This is a genomic window from Roseivivax sp. GX 12232 (assembly GCF_021272185.1).
Classification (GTDB): domain Bacteria; phylum Pseudomonadota; class Alphaproteobacteria; order Rhodobacterales; family Rhodobacteraceae; genus Roseivivax.
This window is the reverse complement of sequence record NZ_JAJSEC010000001.1, coordinates 487,577-504,063: the sequence shown is the minus strand read 5'-3', so window position 1 is coordinate 504,063 and position 16,487 is coordinate 487,577. Positions and strand designations below refer to the sequence as shown.

The 16,487-nt window shown below is 69.5% G+C and carries 20 protein-coding genes and 1 tRNA gene; 9 read left to right on the top strand and 12 right to left on the bottom strand.

What is annotated here, in order from left to right:
* Positions 1–4: 4 nt before the first annotated feature.
* From LR948_RS02245 to msrB, 4 genes are all read left to right on the top strand, one after another.
* On the top strand, positions 5–586 hold the full coding sequence (locus LR948_RS02245; RefSeq protein ID WP_232752301.1) for a sigma-70 family RNA polymerase sigma factor: 582 nt from the start codon (positions 5–7) through the stop codon (positions 584–586).
* Positions 583–1,308 carry an anti-sigma factor domain-containing protein gene (locus LR948_RS02240; protein ID WP_232752300.1) on the top strand — a complete coding sequence of 242 codons (726 nt, stop codon included), beginning with the start codon at positions 583–585 and terminating at the stop codon, positions 1,306–1,308. The genes LR948_RS02245 and LR948_RS02240 overlap by 4 nt, the downstream gene beginning before the upstream one ends.
* Positions 1,309–1,416: 108 nt before the next feature.
* A complete protein-coding gene (locus tag LR948_RS02235; protein WP_232752299.1) occupies positions 1,417–1,980 on the top strand; it encodes a fasciclin domain-containing protein in 564 nt (187 codons plus the stop codon).
* Between the two features lie 132 nt (positions 1,981–2,112).
* A complete protein-coding gene (msrB, locus tag LR948_RS02230; RefSeq protein ID WP_232752298.1) occupies positions 2,113–2,583 on the top strand; it encodes a peptide-methionine (R)-S-oxide reductase MsrB in 471 nt (156 codons plus the stop codon).
* A 148-nt stretch (positions 2,584–2,731) separates the two neighbouring features.
* On the opposite strand, the gene LR948_RS02225 is transcribed toward msrB, so the two are convergent.
* Complete coding sequence (locus LR948_RS02225; RefSeq protein WP_232752297.1) at positions 2,732–3,358, bottom strand: J domain-containing protein; 627 nt, start codon at positions 3,356–3,358, stop codon at positions 2,732–2,734.
* 77 nt (positions 3,359–3,435) lie between these two features.
* Here LR948_RS02225 and LR948_RS02220 point away from each other — a divergent pair, with 77 nt between their 5' ends.
* Positions 3,436–3,693, top strand: a complete 258-nt coding sequence (locus LR948_RS02220) for a BolA family transcriptional regulator (protein WP_232752296.1) — start codon at positions 3,436–3,438, stop codon at positions 3,691–3,693.
* 10 nt (positions 3,694–3,703) lie between these two features.
* Here LR948_RS02220 and LR948_RS02215 read toward each other — a convergent pair whose 3' ends face one another.
* Together LR948_RS02215 and gatB are read right to left on the bottom strand one after the other, a co-directional pair.
* A complete protein-coding gene (locus LR948_RS02215; protein ID WP_232752295.1) occupies positions 3,704–4,345 on the bottom strand; it encodes a DUF4177 domain-containing protein in 642 nt (213 codons plus the stop codon).
* 106 nt (positions 4,346–4,451) lie between these two features.
* On the bottom strand, positions 4,452–5,966 hold the full coding sequence (gatB, locus tag LR948_RS02210; protein ID WP_232752294.1) for an Asp-tRNA(Asn)/Glu-tRNA(Gln) amidotransferase subunit GatB: 1,515 nt from the start codon (positions 5,964–5,966) through the stop codon (positions 4,452–4,454).
* Between the two features lie 144 nt (positions 5,967–6,110).
* On the opposite strand from gatB, the gene LR948_RS02205 reads away from it, so the two are divergent.
* The gene (locus tag LR948_RS02205; RefSeq protein WP_370634844.1) at positions 6,111–7,034 is read left to right on the top strand and encodes a transglycosylase SLT domain-containing protein; all 924 of its coding nucleotides are present in this window, start codon (positions 6,111–6,113) and stop codon (positions 7,032–7,034) included.
* A gap of 89 nt (positions 7,035–7,123) precedes the next feature.
* Here the strand turns inward: LR948_RS02205 and LR948_RS02200 are convergent, their stop codons facing one another.
* Entirely contained in the window at positions 7,124–8,011 is an 888-nt protein-coding gene (locus LR948_RS02200; protein WP_232752293.1) for a lysophospholipid acyltransferase family protein, read from the bottom strand.
* A gap of 163 nt (positions 8,012–8,174) precedes the next feature.
* Entirely contained in the window at positions 8,175–10,727 is a 2,553-nt protein-coding gene (gene pepN / locus LR948_RS02195; protein WP_232752292.1) for an aminopeptidase N, read from the bottom strand.
* Between the two features lie 155 nt (positions 10,728–10,882).
* On the opposite strand from pepN, the gene LR948_RS02190 reads away from it, so the two are divergent.
* Both LR948_RS02190 and LR948_RS02185 read left to right on the top strand, forming a co-directional pair.
* Positions 10,883–11,167 carry a hypothetical protein gene (locus LR948_RS02190; RefSeq protein WP_232752291.1) on the top strand — a complete coding sequence of 95 codons (285 nt, stop codon included), beginning with the start codon at positions 10,883–10,885 and terminating at the stop codon, positions 11,165–11,167.
* A gap of 9 nt (positions 11,168–11,176) precedes the next feature.
* The gene (locus tag LR948_RS02185; RefSeq protein WP_232752290.1) at positions 11,177–11,332 is read left to right on the top strand and encodes a DUF2256 domain-containing protein; all 156 of its coding nucleotides are present in this window, start codon (positions 11,177–11,179) and stop codon (positions 11,330–11,332) included.
* 33 nt (positions 11,333–11,365) lie between these two features.
* Here the strand turns inward: LR948_RS02185 and LR948_RS02180 are convergent, their stop codons facing one another.
* The 7 genes from LR948_RS02180 to LR948_RS02150 form a co-directional block, all read right to left on the bottom strand.
* Positions 11,366–12,010, bottom strand: coding sequence for a GNAT family N-acetyltransferase (locus LR948_RS02180; protein WP_232752289.1), 645 nt, complete (start codon positions 12,008–12,010; stop codon positions 11,366–11,368).
* Complete coding sequence (locus LR948_RS02175) at positions 12,007–12,456, bottom strand: low molecular weight phosphatase family protein (protein WP_232752288.1); 450 nt, start codon at positions 12,454–12,456, stop codon at positions 12,007–12,009. The genes LR948_RS02180 and LR948_RS02175 overlap by 4 nt, the downstream gene beginning before the upstream one ends.
* Positions 12,457–12,936, bottom strand: coding sequence for a UPF0262 family protein (locus tag LR948_RS02170; protein ID WP_232752287.1), 480 nt, complete (start codon positions 12,934–12,936; stop codon positions 12,457–12,459).
* A gap of 78 nt (positions 12,937–13,014) precedes the next feature.
* Complete coding sequence (gene hisD / locus LR948_RS02165) at positions 13,015–14,313, bottom strand: histidinol dehydrogenase (RefSeq protein ID WP_232752286.1); 1,299 nt, start codon at positions 14,311–14,313, stop codon at positions 13,015–13,017.
* Positions 14,314–14,381: 68 nt separating this feature from the next.
* Positions 14,382–14,843 (bottom strand): DUF2948 family protein, encoded by a 462-nt coding sequence (locus tag LR948_RS02160; protein WP_232752285.1) that lies wholly within the window; start codon positions 14,841–14,843, stop codon positions 14,382–14,384.
* Complete coding sequence (gene murA / locus LR948_RS02155; protein ID WP_232752284.1) at positions 14,840–16,108, bottom strand: UDP-N-acetylglucosamine 1-carboxyvinyltransferase; 1,269 nt, start codon at positions 16,106–16,108, stop codon at positions 14,840–14,842. Before murA ends, LR948_RS02160 begins: the two co-directional genes overlap by 4 nt.
* A gap of 4 nt (positions 16,109–16,112) precedes the next feature.
* On the bottom strand, positions 16,113–16,262 hold the full coding sequence (locus LR948_RS02150; protein ID WP_232752283.1) for a hypothetical protein: 150 nt from the start codon (positions 16,260–16,262) through the stop codon (positions 16,113–16,115).
* Between the two features lie 98 nt (positions 16,263–16,360).
* Here LR948_RS02150 and LR948_RS02145 point away from each other — a divergent pair.
* Positions 16,361–16,435: transfer RNA gene (locus LR948_RS02145), tRNA-Thr, on the top strand.
* Positions 16,436–16,487 lie beyond the last annotated feature (52 nt).

Genomic DNA, 16,487 nt, shown 5'->3' with positions numbered 1-16,487 from the left:
GCACATGCAGGACAGGACCGGGGCCGGCGACAGCGCCGCGACGACGCCCCAGGAAGAGCTGGAAGCCTATCTCGCGCGGATCTGCCTGAAGGACCGGGCGGCCTTTTCCGCGCTTTACGACCGCACCAGCGCGAAACTCTACGCCATATCCCTGCGTGTCTTGAACGACCGCGCCGAGGCCGAGGAGGCCCTGCAGGAAGCCTATCTGCGGATCTGGCACCGGGCCGAGCTCTACCGGGCCAACGGCTATTCGCCGATGACCTGGCTGATCACGCTGACGCGCAACGTCGCCATCGACCGGCGGCGCAAGAAGAAGCCGATGCCGGCCGAAGGGCTGGACGCGGCCGAGACGACGCCGGATCTCGGGCCCGGTCCCGAGGCGCAGGCGGCGATGAATTCCGAGGCACGGGCGCTTTACGGCTGCCTGGGCGAACTGGCGCCCGACCGCGCGGAGATGGTCGAGAAGGCCTATCTGCAAGGCTGGAGCTACGCCGAACTTTCGGCGGCCACGGGCGTGAAACTGAACACCGTCAGGACCTGGCTGCGCCGGTCGCTGATCCAGCTGAAGGACTGCCTCTCGCGATGAGCGACCAAGGCGACACCACAGACGGCCCGACCGGCCCGGACCCCGAGGAGGACGCCGCCCGCGCGGCGGAATACGTGCTCGGGCTCCTGCCGGAGGGCGAGTTGCCCGCCTTCGAGGCCCGGCTCGCGCGCGAGCCCGAGCTGGTCGAAGTGGTGGTCAGCTGGACCGAGCATTTCGCCGCCATGGCCGAGGCCCTGCCGCCGGTCGCCCCCGCACCGCAGCTCAAGCGCCGGATCGAGGCGCTGGCCTTCGGCACGCCCGCCGCGCGACCCTGGTGGCGCAGCCTGCTGCCTTACGCGCTGGGGGCGGTGGCCGCGGCGGTCTTCGGTTGGGCGGTGCTGACCACCGGCATGCTGACGCCGGAGGCGCCCGAGCCCACCTATGTGGCCGATCTCGCCGCCGAGGCGGGGCCGGAGCTTCTGGTGCACGCGGGCTACCTGGCCGAGAGCAACGAGTTCCTGATCCGCCGCGACGGCGGCGCGGTGCCCGAGGGCGCCGATCACGAGATGTGGATCATCGGCGGCGACGGCACGCCGATCTCGCTGGGCCTGGTGCCGCGCGAGCCCGGCGTGATCGCCCGGCAGGTGCTGCCCGAGGAGCTGCGCCCGCTTCTGGAAGGCGGCACCCTGGCGGTCTCGCTCGAACCGGCGGGCGGCTCGCCCGACGGCACCCCGACCGAGGTTCGCGCCGTGGGGCCGATCCGTCCCTACACGGAGACGTGAGGCAGATTTTTTCCCGCCAAGCGAAACCATCGTCGTCTCGCCTCCGTAGCTGAGGTGATCCCGTCGAGAGAGACGGGTTCGTCAGAACAGCAAACGGGAGATATGAAGATGACCCTTCGCAAGACCTTCGCCGCCGGTGCGGCCCTCGCCCTTCTCGCCAGCCCGCTGGCGGCCCAGGACAACCCGCAGGTCGGCGGCGCCGACATGTTCGCCGACCGCACCATCGTGGAGAACGCGGTGAACTCGCCGATCCACACCACGCTGGTGGCCGCGGTGCAGCAGGCGGGCCTCGTGGACACGCTGAACTCGGCCGGGCCCTTCACGGTCTTCGCGCCGACCGACACCGCCTTCGGCCGGATCTCGGAGGACAGCCTGAACGCGCTCCTGATGGACGAGAACAAGGAGCAGCTGGCCCAGATCCTGACCTGCCACGTGGTCGCGACCGAAGCCATGTCCGGCGCCATCGCCGGCATGATCGCCGATGACGGCGGCATGCACCCGGTGCCGACCGTCGGCGGCTGCACCCTGCAGGCCCAGATGAACGGCAGCGAGATCACCCTGACCGACGAGAACGGCCGCACCGCGACCGTGACCATCGCCGATGTCGACCAGTCCAACGGTGTCATCCATGTGATCGACCGTGTGCTGCTGCCGGCCGGCCAGGCGGGCTGAGACGCTGACAGGCCTGCCCGCGGCACCTACATTGACGGGCAGAGCCGCGAGACGCGGCGGGGGCCCGGTCCGGCGACGGGCCGGGCCCCCTGCATGAGATCCCATCGGATCGACGAGAGGAGGCCAGAAATGATGAGCCGACGCACTTTCCTGGGCACCACCGCCGCCGCCCTCGGGCTGGGCGGGAGCGCCGCCCGCGCCGCCAAGGGCGACTTCGAGGTCACCCGCAGCGAGGCGCAATGGCGCGACATGCTGAGCGAGGCCGAGTTCCGCGTGATGCGCGAAGAGGGCACCGAGCGGGCCTTCACCTCGCCGCTGCACGACCTGAAGACGCCGGGCATCTACCAGTGCCGCGGCTGCGAGCAGCGGCTCTACTCCTCGGAGCACAAGTTCGACAGCGGCACCGGCTGGCCGAGCTTCTACCAGCCGCTCGCCGAGAGCGCCGTGGGCACCAAGCCCGACCGGTCGCTCTTTATCACCCGCACCGAGGTGCATTGCTCGCGCTGCGGCTCGCACCTGGGCCATGTCTTCGACGACGGCCCGCCGCCGACCGGCAAGCGCCATTGCATCAACGGGGTGAGCCTGACCTTCGTGGAGGCCTGATCCCGGGGGCGGGGCGCGCGCGCCGTCGCAGAAGAAAAAGCGCCGGATCCCCCTGCGGGTCCGGCGCTTTTCTGTTGGGGAAGGGACGGTGCGGCCCCTGAGCAGCGGCAAAGGCGTGTCCGACGCCGCCGCCGCCCGCGCGGGGCGCCTACTTGAAGAACCGGCTGTCCTTGAGCTGATCCCAGGCCCAGACCACCAGTTGCAGCTGCTCTTCCTGGCTGCGGTCGCCGCCGTTCATATCCGGGTGCAGCACCTTGATCAGCGACTTGTAGGCCTTGCGCACATCCGCCTTGGAGGCGTTCTCGCTGATCTCGAGGATGTCGGCGGCGCGCTTCTCGGTGGGCGGCAGGCGCCGGCCCGAGCCGCCCGAGGACTTGCCGGGGTTGCGCGTCGCATTGTCGCCCAGCACCTGGTGGGGGTCCTCGATGCCGAGCCGGGCCCAGGCCCGGGCCTCGGGGTCGCGCCAGTCCTTGGTGCGCCGCTCCCAGACCTTGTCGGCGGTCGACTGGGCGTTCATCTCGGCCTCGGTCTTGCCGTCGAAGAAGCTCCACTGCGAATTGTATTCGCGCACGTGATCCTTGCAGAACCAGTAGAAGTCATCGAGCACATCCGGCGCCTTCGGGGCGCGGAACTTGCCCGGCTGGTTGCAGCCCTCGTGGTCGCAGACACGCGTGGAGGTCTCGGATTCGCCCGACATGCCACGCCGTCCGCGCGGCGCCTTCTTCTTGGCCGATTTCACGGACATGTCGAAACCGAAGGGATCTGGTTTGGTCATATTCGGACACCTTTTCGACTCGGACGCTGGAGTTTAGACAAACCGCGACCGGATTGCAGGGGGAGGCCCAAGAAAAAATGTCCCGGACCGCCATGATCGAAACGCGCCTGCGCGAGGCTTTCGCGCCCAGGGAACTGACCGTCCGCGACGACAGCGAGCGTCACCGCGGCCATGCCGGGTTCCAGGAAGGGGGCGAGAGCCACTTCCACGTCGTGATCCGCTCCGAGGCCTTCCAGGGCCTCTCGCGCATCGCGCGGCACCGGGCGGTGCATCAGGCGCTTGGGGCCGAGCTGGTGGGCGCGATCCACGCGCTGTCGCTCGACCTCGGGGAATGAGCGCGCGGGGCTAGCCGCGGGCGCCTTCGGGGCGCGGGGAGGCGTTGTTGTCCTCGGCCTCGGCCGCCTGCGTGTCGGCCTCGTCCCGCGGGGCCTCGGAGCCCTCGGCGTCGCCCGCCTCTGGCGCGCCCGCGGGCTGATCGCCCTCCGCCGTCTCATCCGACGCCACCGTCACGCCGTCGCGCGGGGCTTCCTCGGGGCCGTCGGGATTGCCCGGCACGAGCTGCGCCGCGCGTTCCTTCAGAAGTGCCCCGAGCCCGCGCGCCGGGCTGTCGCCCTCCGCGCCTGCCTCCGGCTCCGCGGCGGCGGGCCGCAGCGCGGCGGGGGCGGCGGGAAAGAGCGGCGGCTCCTCGGCGCGGGTCTCGGCCTCGGCATCCCCGGCGGTCAGGCGCTTGACGGCGAAGTCCTCGGCCGTGTCCAGCCGCGGGCGGCGGAAGACCAGGAGCGTGCGCCATTCGGTCACCGTGGAGCCCAGGCCCGCGCGTTCCTCGGAGGGCAGCGTATCGGCCCGGACATACTCCCAGCCCTCGGTGCCCATGTCGTTCATCAGGGTCTCGATGGAATGGGCGAAACGCGCCTTGGCGCCTTTCACTCCCTTGACCCGCTTGCCTTTTTCGGGGGCGGGAAGGACGCGGTATTCGTATCGGGTCATGGCGCTCGCGGTCCGGGGAAAACGGGAAGGGCGGGTCAGGCGGGCAAGATAGTCCTGCCCGCCCCGCTTGGCCAGTCGGCGCGGGGGCACTCCCGCGGAAGCCCGCCTAGAGGCCCAGCTTCGCGGTGACGATCTCGTTCACCGCCTTGGGGTTGGCCTTGCCGCCGGTGGCCTTCATCACCTGGCCGACGAACCAGCCCGCGAGCTTGGGGTTGGCCTGGGCCTTCTCGACCTGGGCGGGATTGGCGGCGATCACCTCGTCGACCGCGGCCTCGATGGCGCCGGTATCGGTGACCTGCTTCAGGCCCTTGTCCTCGACGATCTGCGCCGGGTCGCCGCCCTCGGTGTAGACGATCTCGAAGACCTCCTTGGCGATCTTGCCCGAGATGTCGCCCGACTTGATGAGCTTCACGATCCCGGCCAGCTGCTCGGGGCTCACCGGGCTGTCGGCGATGCCGCGGTCGTCCTTCTTGAGACGGCCGAAGAGCTCGTTGATCACCCAGTTGGCGGCCAGCTTGCCGTCGCCCGAGGCGCCCGCGACCTCTTCGAAGTAAGCGGCGTTGCGCACTTCGGCGGTCAGCACGCCGGCGTCGTATTCCGACAGGCCGAAGTCCTTGACGAAGCGCGCCTTCTTGGCGTCGGGCAGCTCGGGCAGGCTGGCCGCGATATCGTCGACCCAGGCCTGTTCGATCTCGAGCGGCAGCAGGTCGGGGTCGGGGAAGTAGCGGTAGTCATGCGCCTCTTCCTTGGACCGCATCGAGCGCGTCTCACCCTTGTCGGGATCGTAGAGGCGGGTCTCCTGCACCACCTCGCCGCCGCCTTCGAGGATCTGGATCTGCCGCCGTGCCTCGTGGTCGATCGCCGCCTGGATGAAGCGCATGGAGTTCATGTTCTTGATCTCGCAGCGGGTGCCGAGATGGGCGAAGTCCTGCGTCTCCTGGTATTTCTCGTAGGCGCCGGGGCGGCAGACCGAGACGTTCACGTCGGCGCGCAGGTTGCCGTTCTGCATGTCGCCGTTGCAGGTGCCGAGGTAGCGCATGATCTGGCGCAGCTTGGCGATATAGGCCGCCGCTTCCTCGGGTCCGCGGATGTCGGGGCGCGAGACGATCTCCATCAGCGCGACGCCGGTGCGGTTGAGGTCCACGAAGGACATCGCCGGGTCCATGTCGTGGATCGACTTGCCGGCGTCCTGCTCGACGTGGATGCGTTCGATCCGCACCCGCCGGGCGATGCCGGGCTCGAGGTCGACGATGACCTCGCCCTCGCCGACAAGCGGATGATAAAGCTGGGAAATCTGGTAGCCCTGCGGCAGGTCAGGGTAGAAGTAGTTCTTCCGGTCGAAGGCCGAGCGCAGGTTGATTTCGGCCTTGAGGCCCAGCCCGGTGCGCACCGCCTGCTCGATGCAGAACTCGTTGATCACCGGCAGCATGCCGGGCATCGCCGCGTCCACGAAGGAGACGTTGGAGTTGGGCTCGGCCCCGAACTCGGTCGAAGCGCCCGAGAAGAGCTTGGCCTTGGAGGCCACCTGCGCATGGACCTCCATGCCGATGACCAGTTCCCAGTCGTGCTTGGCCCCGGCGATGACCTTGGGTTTCGGAGCCTCGAAGCTCAAATCCAGCATGAGATTGCGTCCTCTGGCGGCCTTGTCAGTCAAGCCTCGCGTGTAAGATAGCGCGGGGCGAGGGGCAAGAGGCGGCGGTTCGCCGCTGATCCCGCAGAGGCCGGGACTTGCCGAGGGGCGGGCTTTGTCGGCATGTTGTGCGCCATGGATCTGAGGGCGCTGATAGGGGCCGCCGCCGTCTGCGCGACGGCGGGCATGGCGGCTGGTGCGGATGTGCCGACGGTTGGCGGCGGCGTCGCCGGGGCGGAGGTGTCGCTGGGCGGCGTGGCCTCCGGGGCGGTGGTGTCGGTCGGGCGCGAGGCGGCGTCGGCGGGAGACGCGCTGACGGATGAACCCACAGACACGGGCCGCGCGCTCGCGCGGGCCACGCCGGGTCTGAGCTTCGCCACGCCCGCGCTCACACAAGGCACATCCCCCGCCGCGCCGCTGCTTCTCGCCCAGGCCGGGGCGCTGCCCCTGGCGCTGCGCCCGGACCCGAGCCCCGAGGCGGTCTCTGCCTCCTCCCGGCCCAAGGCGCGGCGCGACAAGCTGCCCAACGCGCGCTGGGGCAAGACCGGCGAGCGCGCGGTCTGGACCCGGGCGGTGCTGTCCTCGCTCAACGGCCATGCCAGCCGGCTGCCAGAGGTGGTGCCCTCCGACATCGCGGCCTGGTGCCCGGCCTATCCCGATGCCGACCGGCGCCAGCGCGAGGCTTTCTGGGTGGGCCTGGTCTCCACGCTGGCGCGGCACGAAAGCACCTATCGCCCGCGGGTGATCGGCGGCGGCGGGCGCTGGCACGGGCTGTTGCAGATCCTGCCCTCGACCGCGCGGCTCTATGGCTGCCGGGCCGACACCGGGGCGGCGCTGCTCGACGGTTCGGCGAACCTCTCCTGCGGGCTGAGGATCATGGCGCGCACCGTGGCGCGCGACGGCGTGGTCAGCGACGGGATGCGCGGGGTGGCCGCCGATTGGGGGCCCTTCCATTCCTCGGCCAAGCGCGGCGACATGATGGCCTGGACGCGCAAGCAGACCTACTGCCAGCCGATCCACGCCACCCGCCCGACGGCGCGCCCGAGCGAGGGGCTCTGAGCGGGCAGGCCAAGAGGCGCGCATGAAAGCACGCCCGCAAGTCTAGGTAAAATCCTGGGAAAATCGCGCGGGGCCGAAGCCGCCCCGCCTCAGGTCGCGGTCAGCGCCTTCAGCCAGGAGGGCCGCGCGGAATTGTCCAGAAGCGACACCGCCGGGGCCCGGTGGCCCCCGAGCGCCAGCGTCGCGCGGCGCAGCATCTCGATGCCGTCCTCGGATTTCGCGGGCAGGGCCGCGGCCGAGATCGGCTCGCCCACGGTGATCCGGTAAGGCTGGCGGCCCTTGTTCAGCGTTTCGTGGAAGAGCGTGATGTCGCGCAACGTCGGGTGGATCACGTCGAAGAGGTAGAAGAGCACCGAGTTCCGTGCCCGGATGTTCAGCGGGATCACCGGCAGTTCGAACTTCCGCGCGATCATCGCCGCCGAGCCCATCCATTCGCGCTCGTGCAGGCAGAGGCCGCGGCGCTTGGCGAGGCGTCCGGCAGGGAAGATCACCCCCAGGCGTCCTTCGTCCACCGCGCTCCGGGTATAGGCCATGGTCTCGCGGGTCTTGCCGTGGCTGCGCTTTTCCTTGCGCCATTCCACCGGGGCGATCATGTCCTCCATCTGCGGCAGCACGCGCAGGATGTCGTGGTTGGCGAAGAAATAGAGGTCGGGCCGGATCTCGCTCAGGACGTGGTAGAGCATGATGCCGTCGGCGATGCCGGTGGGATGGTTCGCCACGATCAGCGCCGGGCCGTTGCGCGGCACGTTCTCTAGGCCGGTGACCTCCACGTCGCGGGCCAGCATCTTGCCCATGGTGCCCATGATCTCGGGGGTGGGACTGTCGATGAAACTGTTGCCGAGCTCGATCGTGCGCCGGTAGCCGAGCAGCAGATTCAGGATCCGCCGCGCATGGCGGGTGCCAAGCCGGTCGCTGAAGAGCCACGGCGCGCGCTCTTCGATGAGGGGATCGATGCGGTCCTTCATGTCGCTCGGCATTTGTCGTTCCGTGGCGTTACTGTTCCATGACATGACGCTTCGGGGAAGGGAAGCGACAAAACCGCCGCAAGCTCGGCGGCAAGATGCCACCGATAGAAGCCTGCGGCGATCAACGCGGAACCCCGCGCCGGGGTTCCCGCGCCGCCCTGAAAAAAATCCCCGCTCATCCCGCGAGAAGCCGGCTGACCATCTCGGTGGTGTCGCGGCTGAGGCCCGGCGTATCGGCGATGCGCTGCAGCTGGGCCTTCATCTTGGCCTGCCGGTCGGCATCGTAGCGCGGCCAGCTCTGGAAGGGCGCGCACATCCGCGCGGTGGTCTGCGGGTTCTTGGCATCCAGCGCGATCAGCCAGTCGGCGAGGAAGGCATAGCCCGCCCCGTCGGCACGGTGGAAGCCCGCGTGGTTCATCGCGAAGGCGCCGATCACCGCCCGGAAGCGGTTGGGGTTGGTCAGGTCGAAATCCGCGCGCTCGGTCAGCGCCTTGGCGCGGGGCAGGGCGTTTTCCGGCGCGGTCGCGGCGATCTGCATGGCGAACCACTTGTCCATGACCAGCCGGTCCTGCGCCCAGGTCTCTGCGAAGCGGGCGAGCGCGTCGGCGTCGTCGCCGGCGCGCACAAGCGCGGTCAGGGCGGAGAGCTCGATGGTCATGTTGTCGGCCTCGGCAAAGGCCGCGCGGGCCGCCGTGCCGCCGTCGAGCCGGGTCTCGAGCGCCAGCGCCGCGCTCCAGAGCGCGCGCTTGCCCGATTGCTCGGCGTCGGGCGCATAGGGCGCGTCCACCGTGGTCGCGGCCTTGAGGTCGGCCAGGAGCGGCGCGAGCCGCTTGGCCTTGGCCTGACCCAGGGCCTCCACCGCGGCGTGGATCGCGTCGGGGTCCGGGGTCACGCCGCGTTCGTGCAGCACCTGGGCGATCTCGGCCTCGGTCGGGCCCGAGAGCATCAGCGCGCGGAAGGCGGGGTCGAGCGCCTCTTCGGAGACAATCGCGGCGAGGCCCTCGATATAGGCGGCATCGGGCGCCGCGCCCTCGGTCACCTGGGCGATCAGGCTCTCGCGGGCGAGCTGCCGCCCGGCGTCCCAGCGGTTGAAGGGATCGGTGTCATGGGCCAGCAGGAAGGCGCGTTCGGCGGGGGTGGAGGCGCGCTCCAGCACCACCGGCGCGGAGAAGCCGCGCAGGATCGAGGGCACGGGCTTTTCAGAGAGCCCCTCGAAGGTGAAGCTCTGCGTCTCCTCGGTCATCTCCAGGAGCGTCGTCGGCACCACCTCGTCGCCATTGGGGTTCAAGAGCCCCACGGCGATCGGCAGCACCTGCGGGGCCTTGTCCGGCTGGCCCGGGGTGGGTGGCGTGCGCTGGGTGAAGGTCAGCGTGTAAGTGCCTGCCTCGAAGGCCTCTTCCACCGAGAGGCGCGGGGTGCCCGCCTGCGCGTACCAGCGCTTGAACTGCGTAAGGTCGCGGCCGGTCGCATCCTCGAAGACCTTCAGCCAGTCCTCGATGGTGCAGGCCTGCCCGTCGTGGCGGTCGAAATAGAGATCCAGCGCCTTGGAATAGGCGTCATCGCCCACCAGCCGCTTCAGCATGGCGATCACCTCGGCGCCCTTCTCGTAGACGGTGGCGGTGTAGAAGTTGTTGATCTCCTGGAAGCTTTCGGGCCGCACCGGGTGGGCCAGCGGCCCCTGGTCCTCGGGGAACTGGCGCGCGCGTAGGTCGATCACGTCGCCGATGCGCTTCACCGGGGCCGAGCGCATGTCGGCGGTGAACTGGCTGTCGCGGAAGACCGTCAGACCCTCTTTCAGGCAGAGCTGGAACCAGTCGCGGCAGGTGATCCGGTTGCCGGTCCAATTGTGGAAGTATTCATGGGCGATGATCGCCTCGATACGTTCGAAATTCGCATCCGTGGAGGTCTCGGGGCTTGCCAGGACCGCCGTGGAGTTGAAGATGTTCAAGCCCTTGTTCTCCATGGCGCCCATGTTGAAGTCGTCCACGGCGACGATGTTGAAGACATCGAGGTCGTATTCGCGGCCGTAGACCTCTTCGTCCCAGCGCATCGACTTCTTCAGGGCCTCCATGCCGAAGGCGCATTTGCCCTCGTCGCCGGGGCGCACCCAGAGGTTCAGTTCCACGTCGCGGCCCGAGCGGGTGGTGAAACGCCCGGGATGGGCGCGCAGGTCGCCCGCCACCAGCGCAAAAAGATAGGCCGGCTTCGGCCAGGGGTCGTGCCATTCGGCGAAGCCCGCGCCGCTGTCGCCCGGGTTGCCGTTCGAGAGCAGGACCGGCAGGTCGCCCTCGATCCGCACGGTGAAGGTCGCCATGACGTCCGGGCGGTCGGGGTAATAGGTGATCTTGCGGAAGCCCTCGGCCTCGCATTGGGTGCAATACATGCCGTTCGACATGTAGAGCCCTTCAAGCGCGGTGTTGCTGTCGGGCGCGATCTCGACCTCGGCCTCGAAGGTGAAGGGCCGGTCGGGCGCCTCGAGCCGCAGCCCCTCGGCGCTGATCGCGGGCGCGACCACCGCGCCGTCGATCTTCGCCTCGATCAGGGTCAGATCCTCGCCGTTGAGGAAGAAGTCGCGGTCGCTGGCCTCTGGGTTCGGGGCAAAGCGGATGCGGCTCAGCACGCGGGTGGCGCCGGGAGAGAGCCGGAAGGTCAAGTGAACGTCTTCGACCACATAGCCGAAGGGCTTGTAATCCTTGAGGTAAATCGTGGTGGGCGCGGCGTCCTTCACGGCAGCTCTCCTCGTGGTTGGCGGGTCTCGGGTGCGTCAATCCGCACCCCCGGCGTGGCGGAACCGGTAAATCCGGCGAAGTGTTACTGCCGCAACGGCCCCGCGGCAACCAAACCGCGGCGGCAGATTGCCGATGACCAGAGGGGACCCCGTCGATGTCCGCACCCGATACCAATGTCGAGAAGCAAGAGCAGAATCACCGTCCCTCGCTCTTGGGGATCAAGGCCGCGCTGATCTACGGCGTGGTGCTGCTGACAATCTTCGTGATCTACGTGACGCTCGCCGCGGGCGACGAGGAGTCGGGGCTCGCCGGGGACGACACCGCCGGCTCCTCGATGGTCGAGGGCGAGACCGAGGCCACGGCGCTCGAGAACTACAAGGAAGAGGGCTACGAGCCCGGCGGCAATTCCACCGGCTCGGTGCAGATCCAAGACCAGTGATCCCGCGCCATGGGCAAGATGCGCAAGACCTCGGAGCTGCCGGAGAAGACCTGCCCGACCTGCGGGCGGCCCTTCCGCTGGCGCAAGAAATGGGCCTCGGTCTGGGACGAGGTGCGCTATTGCTCGGAGCGCTGCCGCCGTTCGCGGCGGCGCGAGGCGGGGTGATCCGCGCGTGGGGCTGAGGCCGGGGCTGACCCGTTACAGCTCGCGGATCCAGAACTGCAGGACATGCGCGGTCTCCTCGGGCATGTCCACATCCTTCCAGCGAAAACTGGCCTCGACCCCGGGCAGGGGCGCATAGCCGCGCTTCTTCCAGAACGGGCCGAGCGGGCGATGATCCGCGGGCCTCAAGGGGTGGTCGTCGGGCCGCCGCACCGCGCAGAAGCAGGCGTAGCTGCGCCCGAGGCTCCGGGCGTGATCCTCGCGCATGTCGAAGAACAGATGGCCGATGCGCAGCCCGCGATATTCGGGCAGCAGCACCGATTCCGCGCAGTAGAAGATGTCCGTCAGCGGCAGCCCGGTCCGGGCGAAGGGGGCGGCGAAATCCTCGGCGTGGTCCTCCATCGGGGTGCCGGTGGCCGCGCCGACAAGCCGCGCGCCGTCGAAGGCGCCGATCAGCACCGCGTCGCGGCTTTGGCGGTAGGTCTCGAGATAGGCGCGCTCGTAGTCGGCGCTGCCGTCGTAGAGATAGGGCCAGTCGCGGAAGACCGAGATCCTGAGCCGCGCCACGTCGTCGAGCGCGGCATCCAGCGCCTCCCCGGTCAGCACCTCGACCCTGAGCCCCGCCGCGGCGGTGGTGCTGAGAAGGGGCAGCGGCCCGGTCTCGCGACGCTCGCGGCTCATGGCGTGCCCCATTTGTCGGTCAGCGCCCGGTGGATCTGGTCGCGCGCGGCGCGGTAGGCGGCGAGCTTCTCGGCGCGCGGCCCGGATGTGCCGGTGGGATCGAGGATCGGCCAGTATTCCATGGCGATGGCGTGGCGCGCGGTCATCTCGGCGGCGATGTCGCGCGCGCCTTCAGACAGCGCGACGACCAGGTCGAAGCCCGAGAGCGCCTCGCCCATCTCCTCCATCTCGTGCAGGTCGCGGACCCGGTGACGGCCCAGCTCCACGCCGATCTCGGCGCAGACGGCGATGGCGAAACCGTCGATGTCGAGGTCGTGGATCAGCCCGGCCGACTGCACGTAGGCCTCGGTGCCGTAGAGCTTTTTCATCATGCCCTCGGCCATGGGCGAGCGCACCGCGTTGTGATCGCAGCAGAAGAGCACCGATTGCGGCAGCGGGGCGGCCATTCAGCCCCCGTAGTGCAACACGCAGACCAGCGTGAAGAGGCGGCGGGCCGTGTCGTCGTCGATCTCCACCTTGCCCTCCAGCCGGTCCTGCAGAATGCGCGCCCCTTCATTGTGGATGCCGCGCCGGGCCATGTCGATCGTTTCGATCTGGCTCGGCGGCTGGGTCTTCACCGCGTCGAAGTAGCTTTTGCAGATCTGGAAGTAGTCCTTCACCACCTGCCGGAAGGGCGAGAGCGAGAGGTGGAACTCCGCGAGCTGCCCGCCGGTCTCTCCGGCGACGTCGAAGACCAGCCGCTTCTCGCGGATCGACAGCGCCAGCCGGAAGGGGCCTTCCGGCGCGGGCGCATCGCCCCGGGCGGGCAGGGCGAAGCTGTTGCTCTCCATCAGGTCGAACATCGCCACGCGGCGCTCCTGCTCGATCTCCGGGGTCGGCGGAGGCAGGTTGGCGTCGTCGAGGTCGATGTGAACGATATGGCTCATGGCAGGCTCGCTCGCAGGCGTGTGGCCCTGCCTAGCGGCAAAGCCCGGCGGCGGCAATGCGGCGTTGCGGAGAAGACCTCAGTTCAGTTTCTGGAGCCGCGCGGTGACCGAGAGACCATGCGCCTCGAGCCGTTCGGCACGGGCCAGCGTCTCGGCGGCGGGGCCGATGGCGCGCAGCGCGTCCGGGGTCATCTGGGCGATGGTCGTCCGCTTGACGAAATCCAGGACCGAGAGCCCCGAGGAGAAGCGCGCCGAGCGGGCGGTGGGCAGCACGTGGTTCGGCCCGCCGACGTAGTCGCCGATCGCCTCGGGCGTCCAGGGCCCGAGGAAGATCGCCCCGGCATGGGTGATCTTGCCGGCCACCGCCTCGGGGTCGGTGGTGCAGATCTCCAGGTGCTCGGGCGCCACCCGGTTCGACAGCGCCGCCGCCTCGTCGAGGTCGCGGGTCACCACGATGGCGCCGAAGTCGCGCCAGGAGGCCCCGGCGATGGCGCGGCGCTCCAGCGTCTCGAGCCGGCGGTCGACCGCTTCGCCCACTGCCTTGGCCAGGGCCGCGTCGGGGGTGACCAGGATCGACTGGGCGCTCTCGTCGTGTTCGGCCTGGCTCATCAGGTCGAGCGCGATCCAGTCGGGATCGACCTCGCCCTCGGCGATGACCAGGATCTCCGAGGGGCCCGCGATCATGTCGATGCCGACGCGGCCGAAGACCCGGCGCTTGGCGGCGGCGACGAAGGCGTTGCCCGGCCCGGTGATCTTGTCGACCGGGGCGATGGTCTCGGTGCCATAGGCGAGCGCGGCAATCGCCTGGGCGCCGCCGATGCGGTAGATCTCGTCCACGCCCGAGAGCCGGGCGGCCAGCATGACCAGCGGGTTGATGACCCCGTCGGGCGTCGGCACGGTGATTGCCAGCCGCTCCACGCCCGCGACCTTGGCGGGAATGGCGTTCATCAGGAGCGAGGAGGGGTAGGAGGCCAGCCCCCCGGGCACATAGAGCCCCGCCGCGGCCACCGGCGTCCAGCGCCAGCCCAGCCGCGCGCCGTGTTCGTCCTGCCACATGGCGTCCTCGGGCATCTGCCGGGCGTGATAGGCGCGGATGCGCTCGGCGGCCTGTTCCAGCGCGGCGCGGTCGCTGTCGGGCACCTTGGCGATCTCGGCGTCGACCTCGGCGCGGCTCAGCGCCAGGCCGTCGGGCGCAAGCTCGAGCCGGTCGAAGCGCGCGGTGTAATCCAGCAGCGCGGCATCGCCCCGGGCGCGCACATCGGCGATGATCCCGGCGACGGTGTCGTCGACATCGGGGCTGTCCTCGCGCTTGGCGGTCAGCAGCTCCCGGAAACGTGCCTCGAAATCCGCGTCGCGGCTGTCGATGAAGACGGGCATGGCAAATCCTTTGTGGCATCGCCCCGCCCATGCGGCGAAGGCGGGGCGGCGCGGATCGGTCTGTTCGGTTACTCGGGGTGGCGCGGCAGCTTGCCCGAGGGGGCGTGATAGGGGCGGGTGACGTCCTTGAGGCGCAGCTCCAGCGCCTCGACCTCGGCGCGCAGCGCCCCGTCGCCCGCCAGCGTGATCTCGACCGCGCCGGCGGCATCCTCGCCGGGGTGGAACTCCACGGTCAGGATCTGCAGCACCGTGTCGCGGTCCGACCGGTCGATGCCCTGGCTCGCGACCCGGGTCACGTTCTCGATCACCAGGAGCGACTGCACCCGCTCGACGCCCGCGGCGCTTTCCTCGCGGCGCAGCCGGTTCACCAGGAGCGCGAGCTGGCGCGGGCCCCGCCGCCAGGTGATCTCGGTCACCGGCAGGACGGCGTCCTGCACCAGCGCGGCCAGCACCGCCAGGTCGTCGGGGTCCATCGCCCCGAGGTTCAAGGGTTTCGCCGAGGCGTCCTCGAAGCGTGCGTCTTCGCTCATTCGCCTTTGACCCTTTCGATCTTGGCGCCGACGCCCGAGAGCTTGGCGACGACATGTTCATAGCCGCGGTCCAGGTGGTAGACGCGGTTCACCACCGTGTCGCCCTCGGCCGCGAGCCCGGCGAGGATCAGCGACACGCTGGCGCGCAGATCGGTCGCCATGACCGGCGCGCCCTTCAGCCGCTCGACCCCGGTGACCTTCGCGATGCCGCCCTGGACGTCGATATGCGCGCCCATGCGGCTCAGCTCGGGCGCGTGCATGAACCTGTTCTCGAAGATCTTCTCTTCAAGCACCGAGGTGCCCTCGGCGGTGCACAAAAGCGCCATCATCTGCGCCTGCAGGTCGGTGGGGAAGCCGGGGAAGGGCTCGGTGGTCACATCCACCGCCTGCACCCGGCCGTTCTTGCGGGCGACCTTCAGGCCTCGGTCGGTCTCGGTGACCTCGATGCCGGCCTCGTCGAGCTTGGCGGCGAAGGCCTCGACCAGGCGCATCTCGCCGCCGAGGCAGGTGACCTCGCCGCCGGCGATGGCGGGGGCGAGCATATAGGTGCCCAGCTCGATCCGGTCCGAGACGACGCGATGGGTGGCGCCGCCCAGGCGGTCGACGCCCTCGATGGTGATCTCATGGGTGCCGTCGCCCTCGATCCGGGCGCCCATGGCGCGCAGGCAGCGCGCCAGGTCGACGATCTCGGGCTCGCGGGCGGCGTTCTTGATGACCGTGGTGCCCTTGGCGAGCGTCGCCGCCATGAGCGCGTTCTCAGTCGCGCCCACCGAGACCAGCGGGAAGTCCACGACCCCGCCCTTGAGCCCGCCCGGCGCCTTGGCGTGCACATAGCCGTCGCGCAGGTCCAGCTCGGCCCCGAGCGCCTCGAGCGCGCGCAGGTGCAGGTCGACGGGCCGCGCGCCGATGGCGCAGCCGCCGGGCAGCGAGACCACCGCGTGGCCGTCGCGCGCCAGCATCGGGCCCAGCACCAGGATCGAGGCGCGCATCTTCCGCACGATGTCGTATTCGGCCTTGTGGTTGTCGAGCGCATGGCTCGACAGCGCCAGCACATGGCCGTCCTGCAGCGCGGTGACCTCGGCGCCCAGCGACTGCAGAAGCGTCGTCATGGTGCGGATGTCGGAAAGCCGCGGCGCGTTCATCAGCGTCAGCGGTTCCTCGCTGAGCAGCGTCGCCGGCATCAGCGTCAGGCAGGCGTTCTTCGCGCCCGCGATGGGAATCTCGCCCGAAAGCGGGCCGTTGCCGGTCACGACGATCGAATCCATGGCCTCAATCCTTGTCCTTGTCGTCCTGCGTCTCGCGCGCGGTGCGGGCGCGGGCCTGTGCCTTGCGCCGTGCCAGGTTGGCCTTGAGCGCGGCTTTCAGCCGGTCATCGCGGCCACTTTCGGCGGGGCGCTTCTGCGGGGGTTTCTGCTCCATGGGGGGTCTTTATAGGAGCCGCAAAAAAGGGTCCAGATTCGTGCTTGCACCCCGTTTGGTTTGCCATTAGAGACCCGCCCACACCGCAACGGCGGCGGGCTGCTGTAGCTCAGTGGTAGAGCACTCCCTTGGTAAGGGAGAGGTCGACAGTTCAATCCTGTCCAGCAGCACCATTCTTCTCCTTACATCGGTGCAGGCCCCGCCCGCGACGCCGCGTCGCCGGGA

Bases quoted from the DNA above. Each gene is read 5' to 3' on its own strand.
- LR948_RS02175 (WP_232752288.1), bottom strand. From the start codon at position 12,456: ATGGCCGCCCCGCTGCCGCAATCGGTGCTCTTCTGCTGCGATCACAAC.
- LR948_RS02160 (WP_232752285.1), bottom strand. From the start codon at position 14,843: ATGAGCGAAGACGCACGCTTCGAGGACGCCTCGGCGAAACCCTTGAAC.
- LR948_RS02240 (WP_232752300.1), top strand. From the start codon at position 583: ATGAGCGACCAAGGCGACACCACAGACGGCCCGACCGGCCCGGACCCC.
- gatB (WP_232752294.1), bottom strand. From the start codon at position 5,966: ATGCTGGATTTGAGCTTCGAGGCTCCGAAACCCAAGGTCATCGCCGGG.
- LR948_RS02225 (WP_232752297.1), bottom strand. From the start codon at position 3,358: ATGACCAAACCAGATCCCTTCGGTTTCGACATGTCCGTGAAATCGGCC.
- hisD (WP_232752286.1), bottom strand. From the start codon at position 14,313: ATGCCCGTCTTCATCGACAGCCGCGACGCGGATTTCGAGGCACGTTTC.
- murA (WP_232752284.1), bottom strand. From the start codon at position 16,108: ATGGATTCGATCGTCGTGACCGGCAACGGCCCGCTTTCGGGCGAGATT.
- LR948_RS02235 (WP_232752299.1), top strand. From the start codon at position 1,417: ATGACCCTTCGCAAGACCTTCGCCGCCGGTGCGGCCCTCGCCCTTCTC.
- LR948_RS02150 (WP_232752283.1), bottom strand. From the start codon at position 16,262: ATGGAGCAGAAACCCCCGCAGAAGCGCCCCGCCGAAAGTGGCCGCGAT.
- LR948_RS02245 (WP_232752301.1), top strand. From the start codon at position 5: ATGCAGGACAGGACCGGGGCCGGCGACAGCGCCGCGACGACGCCCCAG.
- LR948_RS02200 (WP_232752293.1), bottom strand. From the start codon at position 8,011: ATGCCGAGCGACATGAAGGACCGCATCGATCCCCTCATCGAAGAGCGC.
- LR948_RS02205 (WP_370634844.1), top strand. From the start codon at position 6,111: ATGGATCTGAGGGCGCTGATAGGGGCCGCCGCCGTCTGCGCGACGGCG.
- LR948_RS02215 (WP_232752295.1), bottom strand. From the start codon at position 4,345: ATGACCCGATACGAATACCGCGTCCTTCCCGCCCCCGAAAAAGGCAAG.
- LR948_RS02220 (WP_232752296.1), top strand. From the start codon at position 3,436: ATGTCCCGGACCGCCATGATCGAAACGCGCCTGCGCGAGGCTTTCGCG.
- LR948_RS02185 (WP_232752290.1), top strand. From the start codon at position 11,177: ATGGGCAAGATGCGCAAGACCTCGGAGCTGCCGGAGAAGACCTGCCCG.
- LR948_RS02190 (WP_232752291.1), top strand. From the start codon at position 10,883: ATGTCCGCACCCGATACCAATGTCGAGAAGCAAGAGCAGAATCACCGT.
- LR948_RS02180 (WP_232752289.1), bottom strand. From the start codon at position 12,010: ATGAGCCGCGAGCGTCGCGAGACCGGGCCGCTGCCCCTTCTCAGCACC.
- LR948_RS02170 (WP_232752287.1), bottom strand. From the start codon at position 12,936: ATGAGCCATATCGTTCACATCGACCTCGACGACGCCAACCTGCCTCCG.
- msrB (WP_232752298.1), top strand. From the start codon at position 2,113: ATGAGCCGACGCACTTTCCTGGGCACCACCGCCGCCGCCCTCGGGCTG.